A 25,317-nucleotide genomic window follows, 5' to 3' on the forward strand; every position below is an offset into this window, starting at 1 on the left:
GTCCCTCTTGGCCCGCTCTCGACGTCCGACCGGTTTGTGACCCCGCCCCATGAAGCCTCCACACCTTGACAAAAAATATGAGTGCACTCATAGTTGAGTGTACTCCGGTCAGCTCGATGGGGTGCGGCCTCCGGGCGGCGTTTTCATAGGCTCCGGTGCGCTCCATATGGGATTAAAAGTGATAATCGGCATGAAACGTAAGGAGCGTCGCCCCATGAGAGCGTCCATGGCCATCAAGCACAAGGAGCCGCTGCCGGAGGGAGAGGTCTCCAAGGCCGAACGTCCCTAGGCCGGCGCGATGGCAGTTCCAGTCCGCCCAGCATCTCGGCACCGCCCTGGCTGGGTACGACCTGGTGCCGGACAACCTCGGCGGAATGAATCTGGAGACATACCTGCGGGCGCTCAAACCCGACCGTAAAGGCACGGGGATCGCCGATCCCCCAGCCCCATTCGCCGACGAAGTCCGCCTGGACCCGCCGACACGCCTGGCCGTCGCAGGCTCACCGGCAAGATCCACAAGTAGATGAAGAAGCGCGGCGAAATGTACGGTTTCTTGTCCATACACGCCGACAGCGATCAGCTTCGCCAAGGCCTGATGCGTCCAGGCCGTGGAAAGAGTCCGTTTTTGACCCGGCCCCGGAGGCGATGCGGCCCCCATCCCAAGGTGGGCTCCCAGGGCAAGGCAAGTCATCACCGGCGACAGCCCACCCGCGGATCGCGACGGGCGCCGGAACGGCACCCGTGCACAACAAGCCCCGCACCGACACACAACAAGCAAGGACAGCTGCCATGAACACCAACATCACGCCGAACGAACCCGTCATCACCTCCTACGCGGCTGCCCCGGCTCGCACCGTCAACATCGGCGGTGTCACCTACGCCTACCGCGAGCTGGGACCCAAGGGCGGCATCCCCGTCGTCTTCTTCGTCCACCTCGCCGCGACCCTGGACAACTGGGACCCCCGCATCATCGACCCGGTCGCGAAGGGCCGTCACGTCATCGCCTTCGACAACCGCGGTGTCGGGGCGTCCACCGGCCAGGTGCCGGACAGCGTCGAGGCGATGGCCGACGACGCCTACACCTTCATCAAGGCGCTCGGGTTCGACAAGATCGACGTCTTCTCGTTCTCCCTCGGCGGCATGGTCGCCCAGGCCCTGGTGGTGAAGCACCCCGAGCTCATCCGCAAGCTTGTCCTCACCGGCACCGGGCCCAAGGGCGGCAAGGACATCGACAAGGTCGTCGGCATCACGTACTGGGACATCCTGCGCGCCACCTTGACCCGGTCGGACCCCAAGGAGTTCCTGTTCTTCAACCGCAACTCCACCGGGAAGGCCGCCGCGCGCGCGTTCGTCAACCGACTCAAGGAGCGCACCGTCGACCGCGACGCGAAGATCAGGACCAAGTCGTTCCAGACGCAGCTGAAGGCGATCCAGAAGTGGGGGCGCTCCACCCCCGACGACCTGTCGAAGATCACTCATCCCACGCTGATCGCCAACGGCGACAACGACCGCATGGTTCCCACGGTCCTCTCCGAGGATCTGCACCGGCGCATCAAGGGCAGCGAGCTGATCATCTACCCCGACTCCGGTCACGGCGGCATCTTCCAGTACCACGACGAGTTCGCCCCGGTCGCGGTCGAGTTCCTCGCGCGATGACCACCGCCTGGCAGGAAGAGCCGGCCAGGGAGAGAAAGGCAACACCATGAGCATGCCATCGGTCGCCGTGCAACCGGACGTGAAGAAGCACCTCACCTCCTCGATCCTGCTGTGGGTGCGCACCGATCAGCCCCGCCAGACCGGCATGGACCACTGGAGGGGCCCGCACTCGGGGATCATCTCCGCCACCCCGGGCCTGGAGGAGTACCGCCAGATCCACCTCGCCGAGCACAACCCGGGCCGGTGGCCGGCGACCGCCGGAGTGGAGACCTCGATCTCCGCCGACCGCAAGATCGACGGCGTCGCGGAAGTCACCTTCCGATCGGCGCTCGGACCCTCGCAGGGGCGCAAGCAGACGAAGCTGGCCTACGCGGACGAGATCAACGTGTTCCGCCGCACCCTGCTCTACGCCGGTCCGCCGAACTCGTCCCGCTGGTACGACGTCGCAGGCGCGGACGAGAAGGTCGGCGCCCGCGTCCTGGTCTATCTGCGCCGCAGGGACGGGGCCGGCGCAGCTGAGCTCCGGAAGTTCGTCAAGAAGCAGCTCGTCCCCGCACTCGCCGGCACCGGAGTGCTCAAGGAGCTGCGCACACAGACGTTCCTGCCCTGGATCCAAAAGCTCTGGGACACCCCGAACGTCGCCCACGACAACCCTCACGACCAGCGCTTCCACGCCTCCCTCGTCCTCGGGTTCACCGACACCACAGCACGGGACGCCTTCTTCAGGGGCAACGTGATCCAGAGCCTGTCCGAGCAGCTGGCACCACTGGTCTCCGCGATCCACGCCTACGACGTCGACGCCGCCCTCACCTACGTCAAGAACGGCGACATCCTCCCGCACTACCAGGAGTGAGCCGCAACGGCCAGGAGCAGGACCGCAGCCGGACCTGCTGGCCAGCTCCCCCATGCCTGCATCCCACTGACGCCCCGTCGCCGACCGACATCCATCACAACCTCTGGAGCCAGACCATGAGCGAGCAGAGCACCATCCACTACGAGCGCACCTCACCCCAGGTCGCGAAGATCACCTTCGCCAACCCTCCCGTCAACCTCATCGTCGGTGAGACCGTCCTTCGCCTCACCGAGATCGTCGAGAAGCTGGCCACCGATCCGGACATCCAGGTCGTGGTGTTCGACAGCGGCACCCCCGACTTCTTCTACAACCACTTCGACCTGGCCGCCGCCGCCGACTTCCCCGCCCCCGAGGACAAGAACGAGGTGCCGGCCTGGACGAACCTGGTCCTGCAACTCTCCAAAGCGCCCTACGTCACCATCGCGGCCATCCGCGGACGCACCCGCGGTGGCGGGAACGAGCTCGCCCTCGCCCTCGATCTGCGGTATGCCAGCCGGGAGAAGGCGATCTTCGGGCAGCCCGAGGTCGGCAGCGGACTGCTCCCCGGTGGTGGCGGCACCGAACGCCTCCCCCGCGCCATCGGACGCGACCGCGCCCTGGAAGCCATCCTCAGCAGCGACGACTACGACGCCGACACCGCCGAACGCTGGGGCTGGGTCACCCGTGCCCTCCCCGACAGCGAACTCGACGCCTTCGTCGACACGATCGTCGGCCGGCTCGCCTCCTTCGACCGCACCTCACTCGCCTCCGCCAAAGCCCAGATCAACCGGGCGTCCCTGCCCCCGGACGAGGATCTGGTCGCCGCCTACGGCGAGTTCGCCCACTCCCTCGGCCTCCCCGGGTTCCTCGTCCGCGCCGCGGGCACACAGGCCGTCGTCGAGCAGGCCGGCATCGACTTCGAGTACCGCCTGGGGCACTACATCGGCGTCGCCAACCAGCAACTCTGACATCCCGTCACGACGACAGCCGACACAGCAGTCGGACAGTGCGGCGATGCTCGTTGCCGTCGGGGTCCCACCTGGTTCGGCATTGCACCCGTGCGGGTGAGGAGAGGAGGAGAGCAATGGCGCGACCACCCGTCACTACCGCAAATCGCTGATGGATCGGCGCTGCCGTGGGCGCGGTGGTCTTCGACGTCTTCGGCACCGTGGTCGACTGGCGCACCGGCATCGCGAGGGAATTCGAGCGTGTCGGTACCCGGGTCGGGGTGCAGGCCGATTGGCTGGGACTCACCACCGCGTGGCGCAGCCGGTATCCGCCGACACTGCTACGGGTGGTGTCGGGGGAAGTGCCCTGGCAGGCGCTGGACAGAATGCACCGGATGATGCTCGACGAAGTGGTCACCGAGCACGGCCTGACCGGGTTCACCGACACCGACCGGGACGAACTCGTCAACGCCTGGCACCGCCTGAGCCCCTGGCCCGGCAGCCGCGACGGTCTGTCCGAGCTGCGCGAGACCCACATCGCCGCCACCCTGTCCAATGGCAGCACCGCCCTGCTCATCCTCCTTGTCCGCGTCGGCAGATCGCCCTTCCGCTGGAACGGGGCCCCGGTCATCCGGCCCGGCCGGCGCCTGACCCGGTCGACCCCACCGCCACCGACATCCCCGACCTGGCCCGGCAACTCGCTCCATAGTTGATCAGCACGGTTCCGCTACCACTGGGGTGATCCATACATACCGTCGGGGCAAGCGGTGACGCCGCCCGGCCACTAAGGGACAGCGCGGCCCCGGCGTGAAGAGACCACGTCGGGGCCGAAGGGCAAGCTCAGGCGTTCGTGCCGCGCAGGTCCGGGTAGAGCGCCTCTACCGGACCACTCAGGGCCGACTTGACCTGTACGGTCAACTCGTCGGCCAGCACCTCGTACTCGCCGGCCTCGACGGCGTCGTAGACCGTGGTCACCAGCTCTGCCGGCAGCAACTTGGGGCCGTCGGCGTTCGCGGCCATGGGGGTGTCGACGTAGCCCATGTGCACCCCCGTCACGTGGACGCCCTTGGGCGCGAGCTCGATGCGCAAGGAGTTGGTGGCCGACCACAGAGCGGCCTTGGACGCGCTGTAGGCGCCGCCGAAGGCGTACCAGCTGGCGACGGAGTGCACGTCGACGAGGGCCGACTCCGGCTTGGCGGCCAGGATCGGTGCGAAGGCGCGGGCGAGGAAGACGGGGCCGAAGAAGTTCGTCTCCATGTTCGCCCGGATGTCCGCCTCGGTGATGTCGAACAGGCTCGCGCTCGGCGGGATCGCGCCCGCGTTGTTGATGAGCATGGTGACATCCGGCGCGGCGGCGACGGCTGCGTCGATCGAGGTGGGAGCGGTGACATCGAGCGCCAGGGGGACGATACGTTCGTCGTCCCAGGTGCGGGGGGAACGGGCGGTGGCGTAGACCTTGGCGGCCCCGCGAGCCAGGGCCTCGTGGACGAAGTGGGTTCCGAGGCCGCCGTTCGCTCCGGTGATCAGGACGACTGCTCCGTTGAGGGAGGGCATTGGGGTTCCTTTCCAGGGGGTAGGAGTGGCGGCCGGCGCCGCCGCTTCGCAGGGATGGAGCCATGGCTCCGCTCCTGGCTGTGGGAGCATGAGCGAAGCCACTTTCGAGCCGACACGTTAGTGACTGCAGTCAAAACTGAGTATGGTCAGAATCTATTCCCGGAGGACACCGCCATGTCTCCCGCCTCCCAGCCAGCAGGACGGCGCGAGCGGAACAAGCAGGAGAAACTGGACCGCATCATTGCCGCCGCCAGCGAACTGTTCGCCGAACGCGGTGTCGATGAGGTGACGACCCAGCAGATCGCCGACAAGGCTGATATCGGCACCGGGACGCTGTTCCTGTATGCAAAGTCCAAGGGCGAACTTCTCCTGCTTGTGCAGAACGTCAAGTACGCCGCATCTCTCGACCGGGGCCGGGCGGCTGCCGAGACCGTCCCAGGCGTGCTGGACGCGGTGCTGGCGATCGTCCGCCCGATCGTTGAATGCAACCGCGCCCAGATCGACAACGGACGCACCTACATGCGCGAGGTGGTCTTCGGCGACCCCGCGGAGCCACGGCACGGGGAAGCGCTCGCCATCGTCGGACAGACCGAGGAGGCCATCGCCGCCGTGCTGCGCCGAGACGAGCAGGTCACAGAGGGCGATGCCGCGACGCTGGCGCACATCGTGTCCGCCGTGACGTTCCTCAGCCTGGCGGTGAGCGCGAACATCGGCTTGAGCGTCGATGAGATCGTGCAGGACATTCGGGGCCAGATCGGCCTCCTGTTGCCTCGCTGACGCCCGGCTTCCACAAGCGGGCGCATGCCCAGGGCGCCATGCGCCCGCACAGCTCTCCAGGACCGCTCCAGGGGGCTTCGCGAGGTATTTCCCCGTGCGCCCGTGGAGCGGTGGGAGAGAAGTCCGGCTCGGCGTGTCGGCGAGCAACGGGGAAGCGCCAGGTGCGTGGAGCGGCGATTCCGACCGGCAGATACCCAGCAGGCGGGCTCCTCTCGGCTGCGCTGTGCACCGGACGCCGCTGTCCCTCCGGTGGCCGGGTGGAGGCCGACGTGCGGCATCGGCCATTCGGCCGCATCCTGAAGTCCGGTCACTCCCCCGGCCCCGGGCCGACAGCCCAAGGGAGGTCCTGTGATCGTGCTCGCGCTCGCACTGCCTCTCCTGATGATGGCCGTCCTCTTCGCCCTGGACGCCTTCGAAAGCTGGCTCTTTCCTCCCTCCGAGACTGCCGGGAACGCATCCCCTGCGGACGCCGGCAGCACGACACCGGCCGGTGCGGCCCCCGCGTCCCCGCCGCAAGACCTCGGACCCTGACGACGGATTCAGGGCAGGACACCGGTCGGTGGCTCTGCCGCATCAGGTGACGGCGTCGCGGACCCCCCAGCCTTCCCTGCTGACGCCCCCCGGCCCGGATCCGCACTGCAGAGCGGGCGGATCACTCGATCGTGAGTTCTTCCGCGGTCGCAGCGTGTGGGACGCGATCCTCGGAAAGGCGGGGTGGTGCGCCCAGGGGCTGCACGGCGGATGAGGGGGAGACGTGACGCGAGAAGCGGGACGGCGCGGAGGCTCGAACAGCGACAGTCAGGCACTGTTGCTGGCTGCCGGACTGGCCGATCTGGCGGTGAGCACCGTGGGTTCGGCCCTGGGGACGGTGCGAGGGCTGTTGCGCCGGTCGGACGCCACCGAGCTGGCCGCGGCGGCGGAAGACGAGCTCAAGGCGCGTGGCCGTCTGGTGCTGGACCGGTACGCGACTGTGCCGCCGGCCCATTTGGAGATCCTCGCCCGGCGCGCCCTGGCCCGGAGGGCCACCGGTGGCGTATGAGCGGTGGGACCCGGCCTCGTTCAAGGCCCGCGTGGACGAGGTGCTGCGGCGGTTCGTCGCCCAGGAAGCCGATGAGTTCGCGGCCGTCGACCCGATGCTCGGCGTCGTCGCCCAGGGGCTGGAGGCGGCGGTCTCGGACGGCAAACGGCTGCGGGCGGCGTTCTGCTACTGGGGGTGGCGGGCGGTGGGACAGCCGGACAGCGACGCGCTCGTGCGGGCGGCAGCCTCGATGGAACTGGTGCATGCCGCCGCGGTCGTGCATGACGACCTCATCGACGACAGCCCGCTGCGGCACGGGCGGCCCACCGCGCACGTCGCCCTGCGCGGAGCCGTAGGGGCTCGTCCGGACGCCGATGACGCCGCACGGTCGCTGGCGATGCTGGTGGGAGACCTGCTGATGGCGCTGGCCGGGCAGCTGTTCGCCACCAGCGGTGTGCCCGCCGCGTATCTCGTCCGGGCCCGCCCGTTGTGGGCGGTGATGGCGCGTGAGCTGATCGCGGGCGAGTGCCTGGAGATCCTGCGCACCGGTGCCGGTCCTGACACCGAGGCGTCGCTGAAGGTGATCCGGTACAAGACCGCCAAGTACACCGTCGAACAGCCGCTGTTGATCGGTGGTGCGCTGGCTGGCGCGGGTGTGCGGCTGCGCGAGGGCTACTCCCTGTACGGGCTGCCGCTGGGCGAGGCGTTCCAGCTCCGGGACGACCTCCTCGGGCTGTTCGGAGACCCCGAGCTCACCGGCAAGGCCAATGCCGACGATGTGCGCGGCCGGCGGCCCACGGCGCTGCTGGCGGAGACATGGCGGCTCGCCGACGACGCGGAACGCGGGGTGCTGCACTCGCTGCTGGGCCGTCACGACCTGGACGGGGAGGGGCTGGAGGCGGTGCGCGAGGTGATGCGCCGACTCAAAGCGCCCGACCGCATCGAGCACATGATCAGGGCACGGGTCGAGGAGGCTCTCGGCGCCCTCCACGAGCTGGATCTACCGGCGCACGCCGCCGACGGACTGTCCGCGCTGGCCCGTTCCGCGGCGGTACGCCTTTCCTGACCCTCTCACCGGGGTGGCTCGGGCCTGTGCCACCCCGGGCAGCCGCCCCTCCCGCCTGTCGTGGACCCTCCAGAGGAAGACGAGAAACCCTGCCATGGCCTACACCGACGCATCACTGGACGCCCTGCGGCCGGCCGGGGACGAGCTTGCCGACGCCACCGTCGCCGAGCTCTTCGCACGCGGGGAGGTGGGCAAGTTCAACACCCTGATGCGTTATGTCTCCACCGCCGGTGCTCCGCTGCCGGACGGTCTGCCCGACGTCGCACGCGAGTACCTCGAAGTCACCCGCACCCCGCCGTCCTGGGTGGACTGGGCGCAGATGGAGAAGGCCCGGCTCTTCTTCATCGACAACAACGTGCACATCTCCACCGCGCTGTCCTTCGCCGCCATGCCCGCCTGCTACCTCGTCCCGCACGTGGCGAAGCTGCTGTCGGCCAGCCACGGTCTGAAGTACCCGTCGAAACGGATGGCGGAGACCGGGCAGTTCACCGTCCATCTGATGCAGCCCGACGCCTTCGAGGCCGGCAGCCGCTTCATCCCCGCCGCCCAGAAGGTCCGCCTCCTGCACGCCGCCATCCGCCACCACCTCACCCGCGAGAACCACTGGGACAGCGCGGCCCACGGAACGCCGATCTGCCAGGAGGACATGATCGGCGGGCAGATGTTCTTCTCCCTGCTCGTCCTGGACAGCCTGCACCGCCTCGGGATCCACATGTCCACCGAGGGCGCGGAAGCGTACTACTACGCGTGGCGCGTCGTCGGCGCCATGCTGGGCGTCGACCAGGAGGCCGTACCCCGAACCCTCGAAGACGCCCGCCGGTTCCTCGACCTGTACATGGTGCGGCACATGGGGCCCTCCGAGGAGGGTGCCCAGCTGACCCGGCAGTTGATCGACCTCTACGAGGAGGTGGTACCCGGCACCTTCTTCGACCCCATCGTCTCCGCCCTCATCCGCCACCTCATCGGCGACACCTGCGCCGACTGGCTCCACGTGCCGCACACCTCGTGGGACACCGCCGTCAAGGCCGTACCCCACCTCCTCGGCGTCCTGGAGACCATCGAGGACCGCTCGCCGCTCGGCGCCTGGGCCCTGGACCGCCTCGGCCACCTCACCACGGTCTTCGAACTGTCCTCCCTCACGCGTGGACGCGTCATGCACTACGCGATCCCCGAAACACTCAAGAAGGACTACGGCATCACCGGCACGGTGCCCCGCACCCGCCGGTGGGCCCCTCCGACCAGCACCGTCTGACGGCCGGCAAGACCATTCGGCACTGCGGGTCCACCGCGGGCGCCCGCGCTCTCGCTGATCACGGGATGGGTCCCGGCTCACCGGCTTCCGTGGGGTGGTGACGGATCCGACAACGGCAAGGGAGACATCGAGCAGCACGCTCCCTCTGGCCCCTCACAAGCTGGCTGACATGCACCTGTAAAGCAAAGGGAGAGTCAAGCACGATTGGCCCGTCCGGTTGCGGTGGAGGTGCCACCGGCCGGAACGGGGGATCCCATGAGAATCAACTCCGCCCTGGTCGCGGCCGCCCTGACTGCCGGGCTCGGCCTGGTCGCCACAGCTCCTGCCGGGGCCGCCGCCACCGAACCGTCTGGCTCCCGGCCCGCGGTCACGGGAAAAAGCGACAGTGATGTCTCCATCAAACGCGCCTTCACCACGTGGGCCACGAACGTGAACGTGCGCCACAACAACGGCAACTTCGCCGCCTGCAACAACTCGCCGTCCGTGGCCAACTGTCCGAACGTCCGAGGACAGGTGAACCCGGGCGACTCGTTCGAGGCGTGGTGTCAGAAGGTCGGCAGCCAGACCGTGGGCGGGAACCCGTACTGGGTGTATGTCGTCCTGCCCAACTTCAGCGGCTGGATGGCCAGTTACTACGTCGATTACCCGGACAACGTCCTTCCGGACACTCCGTTCTGCGCCTGAGGCACACATGATCAGGTGAGTTGGGATTCCGTACAGCCCAGCTCAACGGCTTGTCGCTTCGGGCGGCTTCCGCCCGAAGCGACGGCTGGACGGAAGCCGCTGCGGGTCGCCGTTGCCGTGATCGGGGTGCCGGTCATGCTGTCAGACGCCAGAGGGACGTGACTTCGGCGCTTCGTGCCGCGTGGAGTGGGTCGGTGGCATCCCTGGAGCGTCGGTGCCGGGGCTTGGCGTCGATCTTGTCCACAAGGCGGAGGCCTGCTTCCTGGACAGCGTCGAGCAGTTGCTGACGTGTCCGCAGACCTAGGTGCTCCGCCAGGTCGGAGAGGATGAGCCAGCCCTCGCCACCTGGCCGGAGGTGCGCAGACAGTCCGGCGAGGAAGCCGTGGAGCATGGTGCTGTCCGGGTCGTAGACGCCTTGCTCGATGGGGTTGGTCGGACGGGCCGGGAGCCAGGGCGGGTTGCATACGACGAGGTCGGCGTGGCCTTCGGGGAACAGGCCGGGCCCCGACACCTCGATACGGTCGGTCAGCGCGAGCCGGTGGGCGTTCTCCCTGGCGCAGGCCAGGGCGCGTGGGCTGACGTCGGTGGCCACTACACGGTTGATTCCACGGCGGGCGAGGACCGCAGCGAGGACACCGGTTCCCGTGCCGAGATCGAACGCCGTACTGGTGCCGGCATTGTGCAGGGCCGCCGGTGGCAGAGGCGTACGGGCGACCAGGTCGACGTACTCCCCTCTGACCGGGGCGAACACGCCGTAATGGGGGTGGATACGGGTGCCGAGCGCAGGCACGTCGACCCCGTTCAAGCGCCACTGGTGAGCGCCGATCACTCCCAGCAGTTCCCGCAGAGACACCGCCGTGTGTCCCTTCGCGGGGCCGTAGGCTTCCAGACACGCCTGGCGGACGTCGGGAGCCCGGCGCAGCGCCAGAGCGTAGTTGTCGTCCAGCAGCACCAGGAGCTTTCCGAGGACACGGGCACGGTGACTGCTGCTGCGTCGGTGCAGGTGGAAGGACTCGCTCAGACAAGTGCTGGGGCTGGGCGTTTTGCGGTCGATGCGGCGGCCCATCGCCTGCAGCAGTTGCCGGGCGTTGTGGAAGTCGCCTTGCCAGAGCAGGGCCGTTCCCTCACACGCCTGGCGGTAGGCGTCGTTGGCCTTCATCCGGTCGTCGGCGACGACGGTCCGCCGCGGAAGGGGGGCGGCGTTCTCAGAATGCCAGCGGGCGGACTGTCGAGTTCCGCATGTGGTCCAGTGGATGGTGGACACCACGTACTCCTCGTGGTCGAACGTGCAGGGGCACGAAGAGCACTTCGAGGAGGAGCAGGCTGAACCGCACGCCCGTCCATCGGACAGGCGTGTGCGTGGGGGCGGGTGGCCGTTACCGCTCTCGCGTCGAAGTGCGAGAGCGGACGTCCCAGACAACCATGCCGAGCATCGGGGTCAGTCCTTCCGGAGGAGTGGCAGAAGGCTCGCACAGGTGCTGCCCGGCTTCCAAACGGGCCAGCCCCGGGGCCAGGCACACGTGGCGGCCACAAGGGCGGTGCCAGCCTGCGTATGAGCATGCGCGGGGAGGTCGTTGGCCTCTTGGAGATCTGTGAGCTCGGCTATTCCTGACGTGCTGACTGTCGGAGCACTGCCGGGCCGCTGCGGGCGTCACCCTCACGTCCGTGCCGTACTTCTGGTCCTCATGGCCGTATACGCACCGGCGACCGTGCCACCGGTGTTTTCACGGTCGGCATGGGACGTCCTCGGGTGGTGCCAGAGGGTTGGCAGCAGCCGGTTTCATCTCGGGCAACAGCGAAGCGTCACGCCGGCGGCGTGGTGAGTTTGGTGGCCACGGCGTCGAGGACCCAGTCCAGGCCGGTTGCGAAGGATGTCTCGGCGTCCACGTCCGTGCCGTCGTACACAGCCTTGGCCAGTGCCGGAAAGCGGCCCGTGGCCAACATGCTCGCCACACGCGGGCCGTGGGCGCGCTGCCAGTCACGCTTGGACAGGCCCGTGGTGCGCTCGGCCCGCAGGTTCGCGATCTCGCGTCTGATCGCGCCGATGAAGTAGGCGCTGACCGTCTCCACGGCACGCATGACGGTGTCGACATCGGTGAGGCCGTCGAGGGCGGACAGCGTGGCCTCGGTCACGGCGAGGCCGTTCGGACCCAGGGCCGGGCGGCCGCCGAGCAGGTCGGCCAGCCATTCATGACGGAGAGCGGCCTGCCTGGTGCGATGGGCGAGGGTGCGCAGCGCCTCCCGCCAGTCGCCCGGCTGCTCCTCGGGGAGGATCTCGGCCTGCACCTCGTCAACCATGAGGTCGAACAGCTCCTCCTTGGTGGAGATGTATCTGTACAGCCGCATCGGACCGGCATCCAGGCGGGCCGCGACCTTGCGCAAGGACACCGCCTCCAGCCCGCCCTCGTCGGCCAGCGCGACGGCGGCGGCGACGATCCGCTCCCGGTCGAGGGGCACGGGGCGAGGCAGCGGCTCCGGCCGGTCCCACACAGTCATACTCACACCGTACCGTTGCGATGCGGTGTACCCGAGCAATACAGTGTATCGACATGAGACACCGCATTGCAGTGGTCGGGAGCGGCCCTGCCGGCCTTGCCTTCGCCCGCGTCCTGCACCGCCGCGACCACCCCGTCACCGTCCTCGAACGCGACCCCGGCCCCGCCGCCCGCCCCCTGGGCGGCACGCTGGACCTGCATGAAGGGCTGGGGCAGCTCGCGATGGACAAGGCGGGGCTGCTGACGGAGTTCCAGGCGTTGTCTCGTCCCGAGGGGCAGGCCATGCGCATCCTGGACACGGACGGAACGGTCCTGCGTGACTGGCGGCCCCGTCCCTATGACCGGGCCAATCCCGAGATCGACCGCGGCCAACTCCGTGACCTGCTGCTCGGCCCTCTCGACGTCCAGTGGGGCCGGGGTGTGACGCAGGTGGTGCCGGGGGCCGGGGATGGCGTAGTGATCCACTTCGCGGACGGGCGGCAGGAGGCGTTCGACCTTGTCGTCGGCGCGGACGGTGCCTGGTCCCGGGTCCGCCCGGCGGTCTCGCCGGTGACGCCGCACTACACCGGTGTCACCTCGATCGAGACCTCCCTCGACGACGTCGACACCCGCCACCCCGACCTCGCCCGGCTGATCGGCGACGGTTCCGTGGCTGCGTACGGCGTGAACCGAAGTCTCACCGCCCAGCGCAACAGCGGTGGCCACGTGAAGGTGTACGCCAAATTCCGCGCGCCGGTGGACTGGCACACGAACCTGGACCTGGACGACGTCGAAGCGGTGCGATCGAGCCTGCTGGCGTTGTTCGACGGCTGGGCCGCTCCCGTCCTCGACCTCCTTGGCCATGGCACCGCCTTCATCCACCGCCCCATCTACGCGCTGCCCGTGTCCCACACCTGGACGCACGTCCCCGGGGTGACGCTACTGGGCGACGCCGCCCACCTCATGCCTCCCTTGGGGGCCGGCGCCAACCTGGCGATGCTCGAAGGCGCCGAACTCGCCGAGTCCATCGCCGCCGCCTCCGGTCCTGGAGATCTGGACCAGGCCGTCCGCGCCTTCGAGGAACAGATGTGGGCGCGGGCCGGCAGGTGGGCGAAGATCACGACTGCCGGCCTGGAACGCCTCGTGAGCCCGGACCCCACCGAAGCCCTCGCCCTCTTCGACCAGGTCCAGCATTGAGTGACCTGTACGGACATCCCGGACCCAAGATGTCGCAGGCGGCGCACCCTCCGTAGGCCAGACGCGTTCGCCGCCGAAGGTTCGGGGGGCCGAAGAAGGACACAGGCCGCGCGCCGCCGCCGTCGTCGGCACGGCACGGCACGGATAGCCTGCGCGCCGCTCCGCGCACCGAAGGACGTCGGCTTGCAGCCCAAGAGCGTCTGCCCAACGGCATGCACACTGCAGCCCTCCCGCGCCCTGACCGACCGACCGCTGGCCGACCAACTCCTCGAACAGGGCATCCGCAACGCCCTCGCATTCCTGGACGCCGAGCAGCGCAACTGCCGACCCCCGCCCGGTGGCCAGGCGATTCCACTTGCGCCGCGTGAAGTGGCGCGCGACCGATCCGGGCCGGACGTCACGGTCCAGGAGATCGCCGGGCCCGGGCCGAAGGACGCACCGCCCGTCTCGCTGCGCGTCTTCCGCCCGGCCGGCCTGAAGACAGCGGCTCCGGCACTGCTCCGGACACACGGAGGCGCGCTGATCTTCGGCGCGCCCGCGCAGGACGACCGTACGAACATCGCCTTCGTCCGCGAGCTCGGCATCACCGTTGCCGCGGTCCGTTGTCGACCGGCGCCGGACCGTCCCGTGCCCGCCGCGGCCGAGGGCGCCTACGCCGCGCTCCGTGGCCCGGGCGAGCGCGCGGGCGACCTGCACATCGACATCGACCGCATCGCGATCTGCGGTGCCGGCGCGGGCGGCGGAATCGCCGCGGCCCTCAAGCTGCTCGCCCATGCCGGGCCGAGATCCGCGCGGCGTTCCAGCTGCTCCTGTACCCCCTGCTGGACGACCGCACTACGCCGAGAACCGACCTGGACGCCCTCAAGGTGCTCGTCTGGACGCCCAAGAGCAACCGGTGCGGCTGGTCGTCCTACCTCGGCGATGCCAGCGCGGGCCCCGCTGTCTCCCCGTACGCGGCCGCCGCCCGCCGCGAGGGTCTCACCGGTCTCCCTCCGGGCTGGATCGGCGTCGGCGCCCTCGGCCTCTTCCACGATGAAGACATCGCGTACGCGCGCCGGCAGGCACGGGACGGAAAGGCGCACTGTGCGCCCACGCGGCCGGCCGACGCTGCCCGGCCAAAACCTCTTGCCCAATGGTCAAGAATCGTTGACCATTGCTCGTATGCCTACCGATGATCTTCCCGAGACGTTTCACGTCACCACCGACGACCAGCTCCGCGCCGTTTCCAGTCTCACGCGTCACCGGATCATGGCCGTGCTCCGCTTCGAGCCCGCGACGATCACGCAGATCGCCGAGCGAGTGGGCCTCGCGAAGGGGAGTTCCAGCTATCACGTGCGGCTGCTGGAGCGGGCCGGTCTGGTCAAGGTGGTGCGGACGCGGAAGGTCCGGGGGGTCACCGAGCGGTACTACGCCATGGCCGCGCGGGCGATCGTGCTGCCGGATCCGGGCCAGGGAGGGCCGGATGTGCTGATGCGGCATGCGGTGGCGGACCTGGAGGCGGCGCCGGTGGAGGGCGAGCGGCACGTACGGATGGCGCATCTGCGGCTCACCGAGGACCAGTTCACGCAGCTGGGGGCACGACTGCAGGCGCTGGCGGACGAGTACCTGGAGCTGTCGGATCCGTCGCTGCCGGATGCGTCATTGGTGTTCGCCCTGTTCCACCCGGCACCGCGCGAGCAGGCCGAAGGGGAGGTCAAGTGACCTCAGACGTGCGGAAGTTGCCGACCGGGTTCGGGCGGCTGTGGACTGCGCAGACCGTGTCCTCGCTCGGCGACGGGGTGTCGCATGCCGCGCTGCCGCTGCTCGCCTTGACGTTGACGCGGGACCCGATGGCGCTCGCCGTCGTCACGGCGACCGGGACGCTGCCGTGGCTGCTGTTCGGGGTGCTCGGCGGTGCGCTGGTGGACCGCTGGGACCGGCGGCGCACGATGTGGGTCGCGGATACGGCGCGTGCGGTGCTGCTTGCGATACCGGCGGGGGCGGCCGCGCTCGACGTGCTGAGCATTCCGCTGCTCGCGTGCGTCGCCTTCCTGCTCGGCCTCGGCGCACTCTTCTTCGACACGGCCGCCACCGCCTATCTGCCGGATCTGCTCGGCCGTGATTCCGCGCTGCTGGAGCGCGCCAACTCTCGCCTGCGCGGCACCCAGACCGCCGCGTCCGGCTTCGCGGGGCCGCCTGCGGGCAGCGCTCTGCTCGCGCTCGGGCGGGCGGTACCGCTGCTCGCCGACGCGGTGTCGTTCGCTGTCTCCGCGGTGCTCGTACGGTCGCTGCCCTCGACGCCCCGGCCCACCGGAGGCACCCGTGAGTCGCTGCTGCGGCAGGCGCGGGCCGGCGCCTCGTACGTGTTCCGGGACCAGTTGCTGCTCGGGCTCGCGCTGCGTCCGGCGATCGGGAACATCGCCTTCCTCGCCGTGGAGACGGTACTCGCCCTGTTCGCGCACGAGCGTCTCGGCATCGGCTCGTTCGGCTTCGGCCTGCTCCTCACCGCGGAGGCCGCCGGTGGTCTGCTCGGCGCGGGCATCGCCTCCTTCCTCGGCCGACGACTCGGCACCGGCACCGCACTGACCTGCACGGCCGCCGTAGAGGGACTCGCCGTCCTGTGTCTTGCCGCCGCCCCGAACCCGTACGTGGCCGGGCCGGCGCTCGCCGTCTGCGGAGCGGGCATGGGCGCCACCATGGTGCTCGGCCTGTCCCTGCGGCAGTCGATCGTCCCCGCCCATCTGATGGGCCGGGTCGCCTCCACCTCCCGCATGCTGGCCATGTGCGCCGCCCCGTTCGGCGCCTTCCTCGGCGGTTGGCTGGCCACCACCTACGACATCCGCACCCCGCTCTACACCGCCGCCGGCCTCCTGCTCACCATGACCGCCGTAACGTCGACCATGACCAGCAACCGACGGGTCCAGGCCGCAGTGCGTGCCGCCACACCGACCGATGACGCAGAAGACCGCACGCCCTTCATGGGGTGACCGACTGTCAGGGCGGCGGAGAGGGCGGCGCGGCGATGGGCCGGGCGGCGGGATTCCGTGTCCCGTCGCCCGGCCCTGCTCTGCCCTCGCGTGTCAGGGTCTGATCGTCAGCCAGTCGAGCGCGGCGATCCGGCCCGTGCCCTTCGCCACGAGGTAGAGGTCGTGCGCGCCGGTGACCTCGCGCTTCAGGGTCACGGTCTGCTCCTGCCAGTCACCCGTGCCTGTGGCGGGCACCGATGCGGCCAGTGGGCCGTCGGGCGCGTCCAGGCGCAGTTGGAGCGAGCAGCCCTTCGCGCAGGTGGAGTTGAGTCGTGCGGTGAGCTGCATTCCGCTGATGTTGGCCTTGCGGAAGGCCACCCAGTCGCCGGAGCCGAGGACTCCGGTAGCCGCCGTGCCGCGGCCCACCCCGTGTACGGTCGTGGCCTTTTCGGCCTGGAGCGTCGAGGCGGCGTCGGGCCCGTCGCCGTACAGCCGGATGTCGTTGACGACCCAGGGCATGGGTCCGCTCGCGGTGAGGGTGATCCGTACATAGCGGGCGGTGGTCTGTCGGGAGAACACCGCGTCCTGGGTGAAGGAGCGGCCGGAGACCCGGGCGAGCGGCTCGCCCCAGTGCGTGCCGTCACCGCTGACGGAGACCGTGAAGCCGTACGGCTGCTGGCCGCCGGTGTCGCGGCCCGCGTCGAGGGAGAGCCTGCCGAAGGTCTTGCTCTCGCCGAGGTCGACGGTCAGGGACTGGCCGGCGGCCTGCGGGGCGGTGCCCGTCCAGCGGGTGTTGATGTCGCCGTCCACGGTGACGGAGGCGTTGCTTCCGTCGCTCGCGGTGGCACTCCAGTTGCCGTGCCGTACTCGCTGCTGGCAGCCGGGCAGGTCGCAGCCCGTCGACCAGATGGGTGCGCCGTACTCGTAGGCGCCCTTGTCGGGGGCCATGCCCAGGGTGTCCGTGGTGATGCCGTCGACCACCTCGCCGGCGTCGATGGCGGGTGAGCCGGGGGTCAGCCACAGCTCACCGTTGACGGCGTTCGTGTAGCCGGGGGTGGCGCTGATCAGGTTGGAGCGGACGATCGGCAGCGGGTTGCCGGTCTGTGTCGCGGTGACCGGCTTGGGTCCGATGATGTTGCTGAAGTACGAGCCGGACGCGTCCGTCGCGCCGCCGAGGGAGGACGAGGCGGTACCGATGCCCACGCCGTAGCTGGAGTTGTGGTCCTCGTTGGCGATGCTGGGGCCGGTGTGGCCGTTGAAGTAGACGCCGCGGGCGCCGGTGTTCCAGGCCACGTTGTGGTGGAGACGGAAGTGGCCGGAGTAGTTGTCGACGTAGTAGCCGTTCTGGCCGCTGGAGTCGTGCGCGGTGTTGTGGTCGATGGAGCTTCCGGTGCCGTTCAGGTAGCAGCACACGTAGAAGGGTGAACCGTCGCGGGAGGTGCGCATCGCTTCGGAGATGTCGTTGTAGGCGATGCGGTTGTCGTGGTATTCGGTGCCGTTGATCTGGTAGGCGGTGTCGATGGCCGCGCGTCCGGTGCGCCGGATCGTGTTGTGGGTGATTGTCTGGCCGTTGCCGTTGACCTCGATACCCGGGGTGTAGCTGCCCATCCAGCCGACGTCGTGGATGTAGTTGTTGGTGACCGTGTTGCCGTTGCCGCGCACCAGGACGCCGTCACCGGCCGACTGGGCGATCTCGCTGTTCTTGAGGGTGTTGCCGGTGCCGAGGATCTGGACGCCGGAGTCGAGGATGCGGGAGGCGACGATGTGCCCCTCGGCCGGCTCGATCGCGAGGTCGCTGTCCGGCGGCATGGGCAGGGTGGAGTACTCGGAGATGTACGTGGCGTGCAGTCGGTCGACCACGACTCCCGTACTGGACTTGCCCGTTCGCAACGAGGTGCCCCACAGGTTCAGGCCGCGCACGGTGACGTACGAGCTGTCGCTCAGGTCGACGCCCCACAGCCGGTGCTTGGCGGTCACCGTGTGTCCGGCGATGCCGCCCTTCGGGGGCACCAGGTAGAGACGGTGCGCGGTCCTGTCGTAGAACCACTCCCCCGGCTGGTCCAGGGCGGCCTTCGACCCGACGAGGTAGTAGTTGCGGTAGGGCTGGTTGCCCATGCACAGCGGGGTGCAGCGGTAGTTGCCGCCCTTGAAGTCCAGCTTGCCGGGTGCCGAGGCCGTGGCCGTGCCGGTCTGCTGCGCCCACGGGTTGGAGCCCGCCCACAGGTGCACGGTGGCACCGGTCCAGTCGGCGTCGGGCAGGTCGGTGTCGTCGATGTGCTGGTCGGTGGAGGTGGTGTCGGCCTCAGCCCAGGTCGCGTTCAGCGGATCGGCCCCGGAGTTGGGCCAACGGCCTTCCGCCGCACGGGTGTTGTCCAGGAACACCGCGTTGAAGTCGGGGTCGGGCGGCAGGTCGGTGTCGGCGGCGATCAGTCCGCCGCCCGCGTCTTTCCAGCCGGTCACCTTCTCGGTCCCGTCGACGGTCACCGGGCCGTCGCCGTACGCGGCGATCGTGACCGGGGCGCCCTCGGTGCCGGAGGGAGGGTTCAACTGTTCGCGGTAGGTGCCCTTGTGGATCAGGCAGGTGTCGCCGGGGCGGACGAGGTCGAGGCAGGCGCTGATGGTACGCAGAGGGCCTGCCTGCGTGCCGTGGGCGTGGTCGTTGCCCCGGGGGGCGACGTAGTAGGTGTGGCCGGACTGTGCCGCCTGCGCCTGCACCGGGGTGGTCAGCAGCGCGGCCGCGGCGGCCAGTACGGACAGATGTCTGAGTCTCAAGTCCCGTCTCCAGTCGTCGGATGTGCGGTGGTCGGGGTGTGTGTGGTGGTCGTCGGGTGGGTGAGGAGCGGGGGTTCTCGCCATGCCGTCTCGGCCTCGCTTCCGGTAGTGGCACCGAGCACGGCACACCTCAACCAGTGCTCGCCGGGCGGGAGTCGGCCGACGAGTACGGGCAGGGCGGTGCGTCGTGCGAGGACGTTCGTGCCGGGCAGGCAGTCGATGACCTCGCCCTCACGTCGGCCGTCGAGGTCTCGCAGTCCGGTGAGTCCGGCGGGGGCCGTCACCCGTGCGTGTCCCGGCCCGGTCTCGCGGTCCGTGCCCGCGTCCCGGTCGACGGCGAAGCCGCCCTCGGCGGTGTGCAGGGCGCGAGCGGTGCGGACGCGGTGGGTGCGCACGTGCCAGGGCGCGGCGGCCGTCAGCCAGGTGGTGATCTCCACGTCGGGCCACAGGTGCCAGGTGCTGAGGACCGTGTCGCCGCTGACGTAGTGCGCGGCCGGCTCCTCGCGGACCCGGTAGTGCGCCCCGCCGTCGTCGCTCAGCGCCAGCATCGAGTCGTACGCGCCCTGTTCGAGTCCGAGCGTGCCGTTCGGCAGGCTGAAGCCGAAGCGGGTCGAGTACGCGAACTTGGCGTACTTCTCGGCGCCATGGCGTACCCACGGGTGGTGCTGGCGCCCGGCGAGAAGGGTGACGTCGCCGTGCGTGCGCATCAGTACGGCCCCGGCGTGCGGCTGGGCGCTGACGGCGGGCAGGGCGGCGGGTGCCGGATCCTCCTTCGCGGTCCAGAACGCGTGCTGTTCGGGCAGCGCGAGCGGCAGATACGCCTTGAGCGACCAGTAGGGCGAGCCCGGCGCGTTGTACTGCTCGGCCAGCGCGGGCTGCGGATAGCCGTACCCGACGGACAGCAGCCCGTCGGGCCCGGTCACCGGTCGCCCCTGCCACCAGCGCAGATGCCGCAGCAGGTACCCCTTCACCTCGCCCCACGGCAGTACGTCGACGCCCGCGAAGGGCAGCGCGCCCCAGAAGGCGGCCTGCGCCCAGCGGTAGGTGAGGCTGCGGCCGTACGGGACGGCGGCGCCGTCGTCGGCGAACCAGTGCCGGAAGTCGCCGGCGAACCGGGCCGCCCGGTGCCTGAAGCGGTCGCCGCCGGTCAGCGTGTCGTGGAGCAGGCCGTAGAAGTGCATGGCCCACGGGACGTAGTAGTCGCGGCGTTCGGTGGGGCCGTCCGCGTACCAGCCGTCCCCGAGCCAGAAGGTCTGCAGGCGGTCGAGGCGTGCGGTGATCAGCGAGCGGTCGTAGGGCACCCCCACCCGGTCGAGGCCGAGGCTGATCAGCACCGGGAAGAAGAGCCAGTTGTTGTCGGTGGTCTCCCGGGGCAGCGCGCTGAGCAGCCAGCGGGCGAGCCGGTCACGTTCAGGGCCGGTCAGCGGGTCCCACCACTGCTCGGGGGCGAGGGCGAGGGCAAAGCCGATGGCGGCCATCTCGACGATGCGCTGGTCGTGGTCGACGGGCTCGCCCCAGTACTCGGGGTGCGCGGGATCGCTGCCGTGGGCGAGCCCCCGGACCCACAACTCGGCGTGCGGTACGGCCTGTCCGCCCGCCGCGAGGGGCGCCAGTCCCCACAGCGGCCGGGCGAACGCCTCCAGTTCGGCGGCCGTGTCGTCGTGGATCGCGGTGTTCACACCGAGCCGTACGCGCGCCCGGCCCGCGCTGAAGCGGGGCACCAGGGGATTCATCAAGTTGCTTAACTGCGAGGTGAGTTCTGCGCGTGCGTCGTCTTCCATCAGCCCTTCTCCGCCCCGGCCAGCAGCCCGGTGCGCAGGAAGCGCTGGGCGAGGACGAAACCGATCAGCAGTGGCGCGCAGGCCACGAGTCCGGCAAGGGCCGCCTCCGGCTGGTGGATGTCGAGGTCCGCGAAGCCGCTGGAGTTGTTGACCGCGCCGGTGGACTGCAGCAGGGACATCAGGCCGAGCTGGAGGGTGAAGGTGCGGTCGTCGGAGAGCATCACGAAGGGCAGGAAGAAGTCGGTCCAGCAGCGCACGAAGCCGAAGAAGGCGATCAGCGCGATGGCGGGGCGGGCCAGCGGCACCGCCACCGACCAGAACAGCCGCAGCTCACTCGCCCCGTCGACGCGCCCGGCGTCCAGCAGGCTGTCGGGCAGGTTCGCCTGGAAGTGGAGGAAGGCGAGGTAGACGCCGAAGGGGTAGAAGGACAGGGGAAGGATCACCGACCAGACCGTGCCGGTGAGGTCGAGTGCCGACATCTCCAGGTACAGCGGGAGCACCAGCGCGGCCGGGGGCAGGATCATCGTCACGATCGACAGGGTGAGCAGGGCCCGGCGGCCGGCGAAGTCGTGCTTGGCGAGGGCGTAGCCCGCGGGGACGCACAGCAACAGCGAGAGGGCCACGCTGGCCGCCGCATAGATGATCGAGTTGCCGATCCACAGGGTGATCTGGCCGTCGTTGTACGACGTCAGGTGTGACCAGGCGTCACCCACGTTGCCCAGCGAGCCGAAGCCGAGGGGTGAGCCGGTGGTCAGGTCGTCGGCCGTGCGGGTGGGTGCGAGGAGCAGCCAGAGCAGGGGCAGTCCGAAGAAGACGGCCGCGCCGAGCAGGAACAGGGCGCGGGCGCCGCGTGACAGTGCGGTCATGCCTCACTCACCGGGAGTCGGAGGAGTCGGTGGCGTACATACGGGTGCGGGTGATCACGATCCAGGCGGCCAGTACGCCGACCGCGAGCATGGCCAGGGACAGCGCGGCTGCCTTGCCGAAGTCGCCGTCCTGGGTGGCGTAGGTGTAGGCGAGCTGGTTGACGGACCAGGTGGGGCTGATCTGGCCGGGGGCGCCGGTGGACAGCACGGTCGGCTCGACGAACACCTGGCTGCCGGAGGCGAAACTGGAGATCAGTACAAAGGCGACGTAGGTGCGGACCATCGGCAGTTTGATGTGCCACATGGTGCGCCAGGCCGAGGCGCCGTCGACCTGCGCGGCCTCCAGGACGTCCTTGGGGAGTGCGTTGAGTGCCCCGTACAGGACCACGATCCAGCCGCCGGCGTGCACCGCGACGCCCATCACGGTGAGGACGGCGATGACGCTGCCGCCGGACAGCGCTTCCGTGGCGCTGTGGACGTCCAGCAGTTTGAGCAGGGGTGAGAACGGGCTGCTGTCCGGGCTGACCATGAACAGCCACAGCAGGGCGGCGGCCGAGCCGGTCACCGCGCCCGGCAGGTAGTAGACGAGTTGGAGCGCGCTCGTCGTGCGGCCGGGGCGGGCGTGCAGGGTGAAGGCCAGGGACAGGACGGTCAGCAGGAGGATCGGCAGCCAGAGCAGCAGATAGGTCGCCACGTTGGTGGCCGCGTCGTCGAGCCGGTAGTCCTCGAACACGGTCACCCAGTCGTGCCCGCCGGTGAAGGAGCCGTTGTCGACGAACGAGGTCCACAGGGCGTATCCGGCGGGTGCGAGCCCGAAGACCACGAGGAACACGGTGTACGGGCCGACGAGGATCCAGACGGCGGCACGGCGGGCGGGGCGGCGCCGGCGGCGGGGTGTCACCGGCGCCGGGGCCGCGGCGGCGGGCGGGCGGGGTGTCGTGAGCGTTTTCATCCGACCGTGTACCCGCTGGTCTTGGCCGCCGCCTCCAGCTTGTCCTGCCAACTCGCCAGTGCGTTGCGGAGGTTGCCGCCCGAGTCGACCGCCTTGACGAGCGTGTCGTTGAAGCTGCTCTGCCAGTCGGCCTCGAAGCGGACCGCGCCGAAGCCGGGACGCAGTGCGTTCGCGGCCGCGGTGAGGGCGGGCATCGGGTCGGAGGCGTAGTACGGGTCCTTCGACTTGGCCTCGCCCCACTTCGTCGCGGCTGCCGTGAAGGCGGGGTACGTCGGCTGCTTCGCCTGGAGGCCGACGTCGGTGGTCATCCAGCGCACGAGATCCGCGGCGTCCTTGGTGCGCTCGCCGGCGTGCGCGGAGACGAGGAAGGCGCCGCCGCCGACCTGTCCGGCGTAGGGCTTGTTCTCGCCGGGCCAGGTGGGCATGGGGGCGGCGGCGATACGCCCCTTGGGCACCTTGAAGGCGGGGCCGAACATGAAGTCGCCGAACCAGGCCGGGGCCGGCAGCATCAGGATCTTGTCGCCCTCGCCGAACTTGGCGAAGCCCGGGTCGATGGGCACGACGGTGGTGACGGCCTTCTTCCGGGTGAGCGGCTGCAGCAGATCGGCGACCCGGGTGCAGTTCGCCTGGCCCAGGTCGATGTGGACCTTGGTGAGGCTGAGTGTGTCGCGGGTGGCGCAGCCGCTGCTGCCGAAGTAGATACCGGCGCCGTACTTGCCGTTGACGGCTCCGACGATGGTGCCGGGGTGCTCGTCGGCCGCCTTGAGACCGGTCCGCTGGTACTCGGCCCAGGTCCTGGGGACCTGGTAGCCGTAGCGCTTCATCAGCGTCGCGTCGTACCACAGGACGGTGGGGGCGATGTCGTTGCGCAGGCAGTATGTCCTGCCGCCGAAGGTGCAGGTGTCCAGGGCACCGGGGGTGAAGCCGTCGCGGACGGACTGGGGGACGAGGTCGTCGAGCGGGGCCGCGTAGCCGAACTTCTCGCTCGCGAGGGTCGCCGCCTCGGCCGGGTTGGCCAGGAAGACGACGTCGGGCCAGCCGCTCCTGGTGCGGTTGGCGAGGGAGATCTTCGTGGGCACGTAGCCCGCGTCGGGCGGGATGGTGACGATGCGCAGCTTCACGTCGGGGTGGGCCTTCTTGTACTGCTGGGCCGCGGGCATCCGGGTGTTGTCCACCCAGACCAGTAACTCGCCCTTGCCGCCGCCCGAACCGTCGCCGGCACCGCCACCGGTGCCGCCGCAGCCGGAGAGCACCAGAGCCGCAGCCGCGGTCGTGGCCAGGGAAGCCACGCGCCATCTCTTCATCGAGGACCACCTTTTTCGCCGAGGAGCCTTACTCCGGGACCGAGGATTGCGATAGTTTTCGCAAAGCTCGATCGCCCCGGCAACGTAGGAGATTCATCCGATGACGTCAACGGTTCGGACAGGATCCGGTGAGGCAAGACGGCGCACCCTTGCCGAAATCGCCGACCAGGCAGGCGTTTCGGTGTCCACGGTCTCCAAGGTGCTGCACGACAGGTCCGATGTATCTGCGGAGACGCGGGCCAAGGTGCAGCGCCTGCTCGGGCAGCACGGCTATCTGGCGAAACACCGCCCGGCGGCGACCGCGGCCCCGCCCGGAGGGCTGATCGACTTCGTGATCAACGAACTCGACAGCCCCTGGGCGGTCGAGCTGATCCGGGGCGCGGAGGATGTCCTGCACGACGCGGGCATGGGGCTGGTCGTCTCCTCCACCCACGGCCGGACCAAACGCGCCCGTCAGTGGCTGGACTCGCTGGCCACCCGCTCCACGCGCGGCGCGATCCTCGTGGTGCCTGAACTGACGCCCGAGCAGCACGAGGAGCTGAGCCGGCTCGGCATCCCCTTCGCGCTGGTGATGCCGATCGACGAGCCCGCGCCGGGCACGCCGTGGGTGGGTGCGACCAACTGGCCCGGCGGACTGGCCGCGACCCGCCACCTCATCGAGCTGGGCCACCGGCGCATCGCGATCATCAGCGGTCCGGAACGCCGGCTCACCTCCCGGGCGCGGGTCGACGGCTACCGCTCCGCGCTGGCGGAGGCCGGTCTCCCCTTCGACGCCGAGCTGGTGCGCTACGGCGACTTCACCCACAACCTCGCGCACCAACACGCCCTGGAGCTCCTGGCCTTGCCCGACCGTCCGACGGCGATCTTCGCCGGCAGTGACCACCAGGCGCTGGGCACCTACCGGGCCGCCGCCGAACTGGGCCTGCGCATCCCGGCCGACGTCAGCGTGGTCGGCTTCGACGACCTGCCGTTCGCGGACTGGGTGACCCCACGCCTGACGACGGTCCGCACTCCCCTGGCCGACATGACGGCGCTCGCGGCCCGGATGGTGCTGCGACTGCTGTCCGGGGAGCAGCCGGAGACGACGCGGGTGGAGGTGGCGACGGAACTGGTGGTACGGGAGAGCAGCGGACGCCGGCCGTCGCAGTGAGCCGGTTGTGTGGGCGCCGGTCCAGTCGGCGGGGTGTCGGTCGATCCGGTCAGTGACGGCTCGGCGGCAACAGGTCGCGGGCCGACCAGG

General features: G+C 69.7%; 21 protein-coding genes and 1 pseudogene. 14 read left to right on the top strand and 8 right to left on the bottom strand.

Features of this window, described 5'->3' with window-relative positions; genetic code table 11:
- Positions 1 to 789 precede the first annotated feature (789 nt).
- From ACFVYN_RS29190 to ACFVYN_RS29205, 4 genes are all read left to right on the top strand, one after another.
- Positions 790 to 1,656 (top strand): alpha/beta fold hydrolase, encoded by an 867-nt coding sequence (locus tag ACFVYN_RS29190; protein WP_390003627.1) that lies wholly within the window; start codon positions 790 to 792, stop codon positions 1,654 to 1,656.
- A gap of 46 nt (positions 1,657 to 1,702) precedes the next feature.
- The gene (locus tag ACFVYN_RS29195) at positions 1,703 to 2,509 is read left to right on the top strand and encodes a strictosidine synthase (protein WP_390003630.1); all 807 of its coding nucleotides are present in this window, start codon (positions 1,703 to 1,705) and stop codon (positions 2,507 to 2,509) included.
- A 116-nt stretch (positions 2,510 to 2,625) separates the two neighbouring features.
- The gene (locus ACFVYN_RS29200) at positions 2,626 to 3,456 is read left to right on the top strand and encodes an enoyl-CoA hydratase/isomerase family protein (RefSeq protein WP_390003633.1); all 831 of its coding nucleotides are present in this window, start codon (positions 2,626 to 2,628) and stop codon (positions 3,454 to 3,456) included.
- Between the two features lie 167 nt (positions 3,457 to 3,623).
- A complete protein-coding gene (locus tag ACFVYN_RS29205) occupies positions 3,624 to 4,148 on the top strand; it encodes a hypothetical protein (RefSeq protein ID WP_390003635.1) in 525 nt (174 codons plus the stop codon).
- Positions 4,149 to 4,275: 127 nt separating this feature from the next.
- On the opposite strand, the gene ACFVYN_RS29210 is transcribed toward ACFVYN_RS29205, so the two are convergent.
- Positions 4,276 to 4,989 (bottom strand): SDR family oxidoreductase, encoded by a 714-nt coding sequence (locus ACFVYN_RS29210; protein ID WP_390003639.1) that lies wholly within the window; start codon positions 4,987 to 4,989, stop codon positions 4,276 to 4,278.
- Positions 4,990 to 5,163: 174 nt separating this feature from the next.
- On the opposite strand from ACFVYN_RS29210, the gene ACFVYN_RS29215 reads away from it, so the two are divergent.
- From ACFVYN_RS29215 to ACFVYN_RS29235, 5 genes are all read left to right on the top strand, one after another.
- Positions 5,164 to 5,766, top strand: coding sequence for a TetR/AcrR family transcriptional regulator (locus tag ACFVYN_RS29215; protein ID WP_390003642.1), 603 nt, complete (start codon positions 5,164 to 5,166; stop codon positions 5,764 to 5,766).
- A gap of 754 nt (positions 5,767 to 6,520) precedes the next feature.
- Positions 6,521 to 6,805, top strand: coding sequence for a polyprenyl synthetase (locus ACFVYN_RS29220; protein WP_390003645.1), 285 nt, complete (start codon positions 6,521 to 6,523; stop codon positions 6,803 to 6,805).
- Positions 6,795 to 7,850: a polyprenyl synthetase family protein gene (locus ACFVYN_RS29225; protein ID WP_390003647.1), complete on the top strand. Its 1,056-nt coding sequence runs from the start codon at positions 6,795 to 6,797 to the stop codon at positions 7,848 to 7,850. The genes ACFVYN_RS29220 and ACFVYN_RS29225 overlap by 11 nt, the downstream gene beginning before the upstream one ends.
- Positions 7,851 to 7,944: 94 nt before the next feature.
- Positions 7,945 to 9,102: an oxygenase MpaB family protein gene (locus tag ACFVYN_RS29230; RefSeq protein ID WP_390003649.1), complete on the top strand. Its 1,158-nt coding sequence runs from the start codon at positions 7,945 to 7,947 to the stop codon at positions 9,100 to 9,102.
- A 255-nt stretch (positions 9,103 to 9,357) separates the two neighbouring features.
- Positions 9,358 to 9,786 carry a hypothetical protein gene (locus ACFVYN_RS29235; protein WP_390003651.1) on the top strand — a complete coding sequence of 143 codons (429 nt, stop codon included), beginning with the start codon at positions 9,358 to 9,360 and terminating at the stop codon, positions 9,784 to 9,786.
- 133 nt (positions 9,787 to 9,919) lie between these two features.
- Here ACFVYN_RS29235 and ACFVYN_RS29240 read toward each other — a convergent pair whose 3' ends face one another.
- Both ACFVYN_RS29240 and ACFVYN_RS29245 read right to left on the bottom strand, forming a co-directional pair.
- Positions 9,920 to 11,050, bottom strand: a complete 1,131-nt coding sequence (locus ACFVYN_RS29240) for a methyltransferase (RefSeq protein WP_390003653.1) — start codon at positions 11,048 to 11,050, stop codon at positions 9,920 to 9,922.
- Positions 11,051 to 11,589: 539 nt separating this feature from the next.
- Positions 11,590 to 12,282 (bottom strand): TetR/AcrR family transcriptional regulator, encoded by a 693-nt coding sequence (locus ACFVYN_RS29245; protein WP_390003656.1) that lies wholly within the window; start codon positions 12,280 to 12,282, stop codon positions 11,590 to 11,592.
- A gap of 53 nt (positions 12,283 to 12,335) precedes the next feature.
- On the opposite strand from ACFVYN_RS29245, the gene ACFVYN_RS29250 reads away from it, so the two are divergent.
- From ACFVYN_RS29250 to ACFVYN_RS29265, 4 genes and pseudogenes are all read left to right on the top strand, one after another.
- Positions 12,336 to 13,457 carry an FAD-dependent oxidoreductase gene (locus tag ACFVYN_RS29250; protein WP_390003659.1) on the top strand — a complete coding sequence of 374 codons (1,122 nt, stop codon included), beginning with the start codon at positions 12,336 to 12,338 and terminating at the stop codon, positions 13,455 to 13,457.
- Positions 13,458 to 13,826: 369 nt separating this feature from the next.
- A pseudogene (locus ACFVYN_RS29255) lies at positions 13,827 to 14,632 on the top strand (alpha/beta hydrolase fold domain-containing protein).
- A complete protein-coding gene (locus tag ACFVYN_RS29260) occupies positions 14,619 to 15,158 on the top strand; it encodes an ArsR/SmtB family transcription factor (protein ID WP_390003661.1) in 540 nt (179 codons plus the stop codon). Before ACFVYN_RS29255 ends, ACFVYN_RS29260 begins: the two are co-directional and overlap by 14 nt.
- A complete protein-coding gene (locus tag ACFVYN_RS29265) occupies positions 15,155 to 16,423 on the top strand; it encodes an MFS transporter (protein ID WP_390003663.1) in 1,269 nt (422 codons plus the stop codon). Before ACFVYN_RS29260 ends, ACFVYN_RS29265 begins: the two co-directional genes overlap by 4 nt.
- A 93-nt stretch (positions 16,424 to 16,516) precedes the next feature.
- On the opposite strand, the gene ACFVYN_RS29270 is transcribed toward ACFVYN_RS29265, so the two are convergent.
- Genes ACFVYN_RS29270 through ACFVYN_RS29290 form a run of 5 tightly spaced genes read right to left on the bottom strand, consistent with a single transcriptional unit; the run spans position 16,517 to position 24,077 of the window.
- A complete protein-coding gene (locus tag ACFVYN_RS29270) occupies positions 16,517 to 19,174 on the bottom strand; it encodes a discoidin domain-containing protein (RefSeq protein ID WP_390003666.1) in 2,658 nt (885 codons plus the stop codon).
- Positions 19,171 to 20,955, bottom strand: coding sequence for a DUF2264 domain-containing protein (locus ACFVYN_RS29275; protein ID WP_390003668.1), 1,785 nt, complete (start codon positions 20,953 to 20,955; stop codon positions 19,171 to 19,173). The genes ACFVYN_RS29270 and ACFVYN_RS29275 overlap by 4 nt, the downstream gene beginning before the upstream one ends.
- Positions 20,955 to 21,821, bottom strand: coding sequence for a carbohydrate ABC transporter permease (locus tag ACFVYN_RS29280; protein WP_390003671.1), 867 nt, complete (start codon positions 21,819 to 21,821; stop codon positions 20,955 to 20,957). The genes ACFVYN_RS29275 and ACFVYN_RS29280 overlap by 1 nt, the downstream gene beginning before the upstream one ends.
- Before the next feature lie 7 nt (positions 21,822 to 21,828).
- A complete protein-coding gene (locus ACFVYN_RS29285) occupies positions 21,829 to 22,773 on the bottom strand; it encodes a carbohydrate ABC transporter permease (protein WP_390003673.1) in 945 nt (314 codons plus the stop codon).
- Positions 22,770 to 24,077: an ABC transporter substrate-binding protein gene (locus tag ACFVYN_RS29290; protein WP_390003675.1), complete on the bottom strand. Its 1,308-nt coding sequence runs from the start codon at positions 24,075 to 24,077 to the stop codon at positions 22,770 to 22,772. Before ACFVYN_RS29290 ends, ACFVYN_RS29285 begins: the two co-directional genes overlap by 4 nt.
- Before the next feature lie 100 nt (positions 24,078 to 24,177).
- Here ACFVYN_RS29290 and ACFVYN_RS29295 point away from each other — a divergent pair, with 100 nt between their 5' ends.
- Positions 24,178 to 25,227: a LacI family DNA-binding transcriptional regulator gene (locus tag ACFVYN_RS29295; protein ID WP_390003677.1), complete on the top strand. Its 1,050-nt coding sequence runs from the start codon at positions 24,178 to 24,180 to the stop codon at positions 25,225 to 25,227.
- Positions 25,228 to 25,317 lie beyond the last annotated feature (90 nt).

Source organism: Streptomyces sp. NPDC058307 (genome assembly GCF_042880295.1).
GTDB lineage: Bacteria > Actinomycetota > Actinomycetes > Streptomycetales > Streptomycetaceae > Streptomyces.

What these genes read in the sequence shown, in the direction of transcription:
- ACFVYN_RS29235 (WP_390003651.1), top strand. Translation starts at nt 9,358, where the DNA reads ATGAGAATCAACTCCGCCCTGGTCGCGGCCGCCCTGACTGCCGGGCTC.
- ACFVYN_RS29260 (WP_390003661.1), top strand. Translation starts at nt 14,619, where the DNA reads ATGCCTACCGATGATCTTCCCGAGACGTTTCACGTCACCACCGACGAC.
- ACFVYN_RS29285 (WP_390003673.1), bottom strand. Translation starts at nt 22,773, where the DNA reads ATGAAAACGCTCACGACACCCCGCCCGCCCGCCGCCGCGGCCCCGGCG.
- ACFVYN_RS29215 (WP_390003642.1), top strand. Translation starts at nt 5,164, where the DNA reads ATGTCTCCCGCCTCCCAGCCAGCAGGACGGCGCGAGCGGAACAAGCAG.
- ACFVYN_RS29280 (WP_390003671.1), bottom strand. Translation starts at nt 21,821, where the DNA reads ATGACCGCACTGTCACGCGGCGCCCGCGCCCTGTTCCTGCTCGGCGCG.
- ACFVYN_RS29200 (WP_390003633.1), top strand. Translation starts at nt 2,626, where the DNA reads ATGAGCGAGCAGAGCACCATCCACTACGAGCGCACCTCACCCCAGGTC.
- ACFVYN_RS29195 (WP_390003630.1), top strand. Translation starts at nt 1,703, where the DNA reads ATGAGCATGCCATCGGTCGCCGTGCAACCGGACGTGAAGAAGCACCTC.
- ACFVYN_RS29190 (WP_390003627.1), top strand. Translation starts at nt 790, where the DNA reads ATGAACACCAACATCACGCCGAACGAACCCGTCATCACCTCCTACGCG.
- ACFVYN_RS29245 (WP_390003656.1), bottom strand. Translation starts at nt 12,282, where the DNA reads ATGACTGTGTGGGACCGGCCGGAGCCGCTGCCTCGCCCCGTGCCCCTC.
- ACFVYN_RS29275 (WP_390003668.1), bottom strand. Translation starts at nt 20,955, where the DNA reads ATGGAAGACGACGCACGCGCAGAACTCACCTCGCAGTTAAGCAACTTG.
- ACFVYN_RS29210 (WP_390003639.1), bottom strand. Translation starts at nt 4,989, where the DNA reads ATGCCCTCCCTCAACGGAGCAGTCGTCCTGATCACCGGAGCGAACGGC.
- ACFVYN_RS29250 (WP_390003659.1), top strand. Translation starts at nt 12,336, where the DNA reads ATGAGACACCGCATTGCAGTGGTCGGGAGCGGCCCTGCCGGCCTTGCC.
- ACFVYN_RS29295 (WP_390003677.1), top strand. Translation starts at nt 24,178, where the DNA reads ATGACGTCAACGGTTCGGACAGGATCCGGTGAGGCAAGACGGCGCACC.
- ACFVYN_RS29290 (WP_390003675.1), bottom strand. Translation starts at nt 24,077, where the DNA reads ATGAAGAGATGGCGCGTGGCTTCCCTGGCCACGACCGCGGCTGCGGCT.
- ACFVYN_RS29230 (WP_390003649.1), top strand. Translation starts at nt 7,945, where the DNA reads ATGGCCTACACCGACGCATCACTGGACGCCCTGCGGCCGGCCGGGGAC.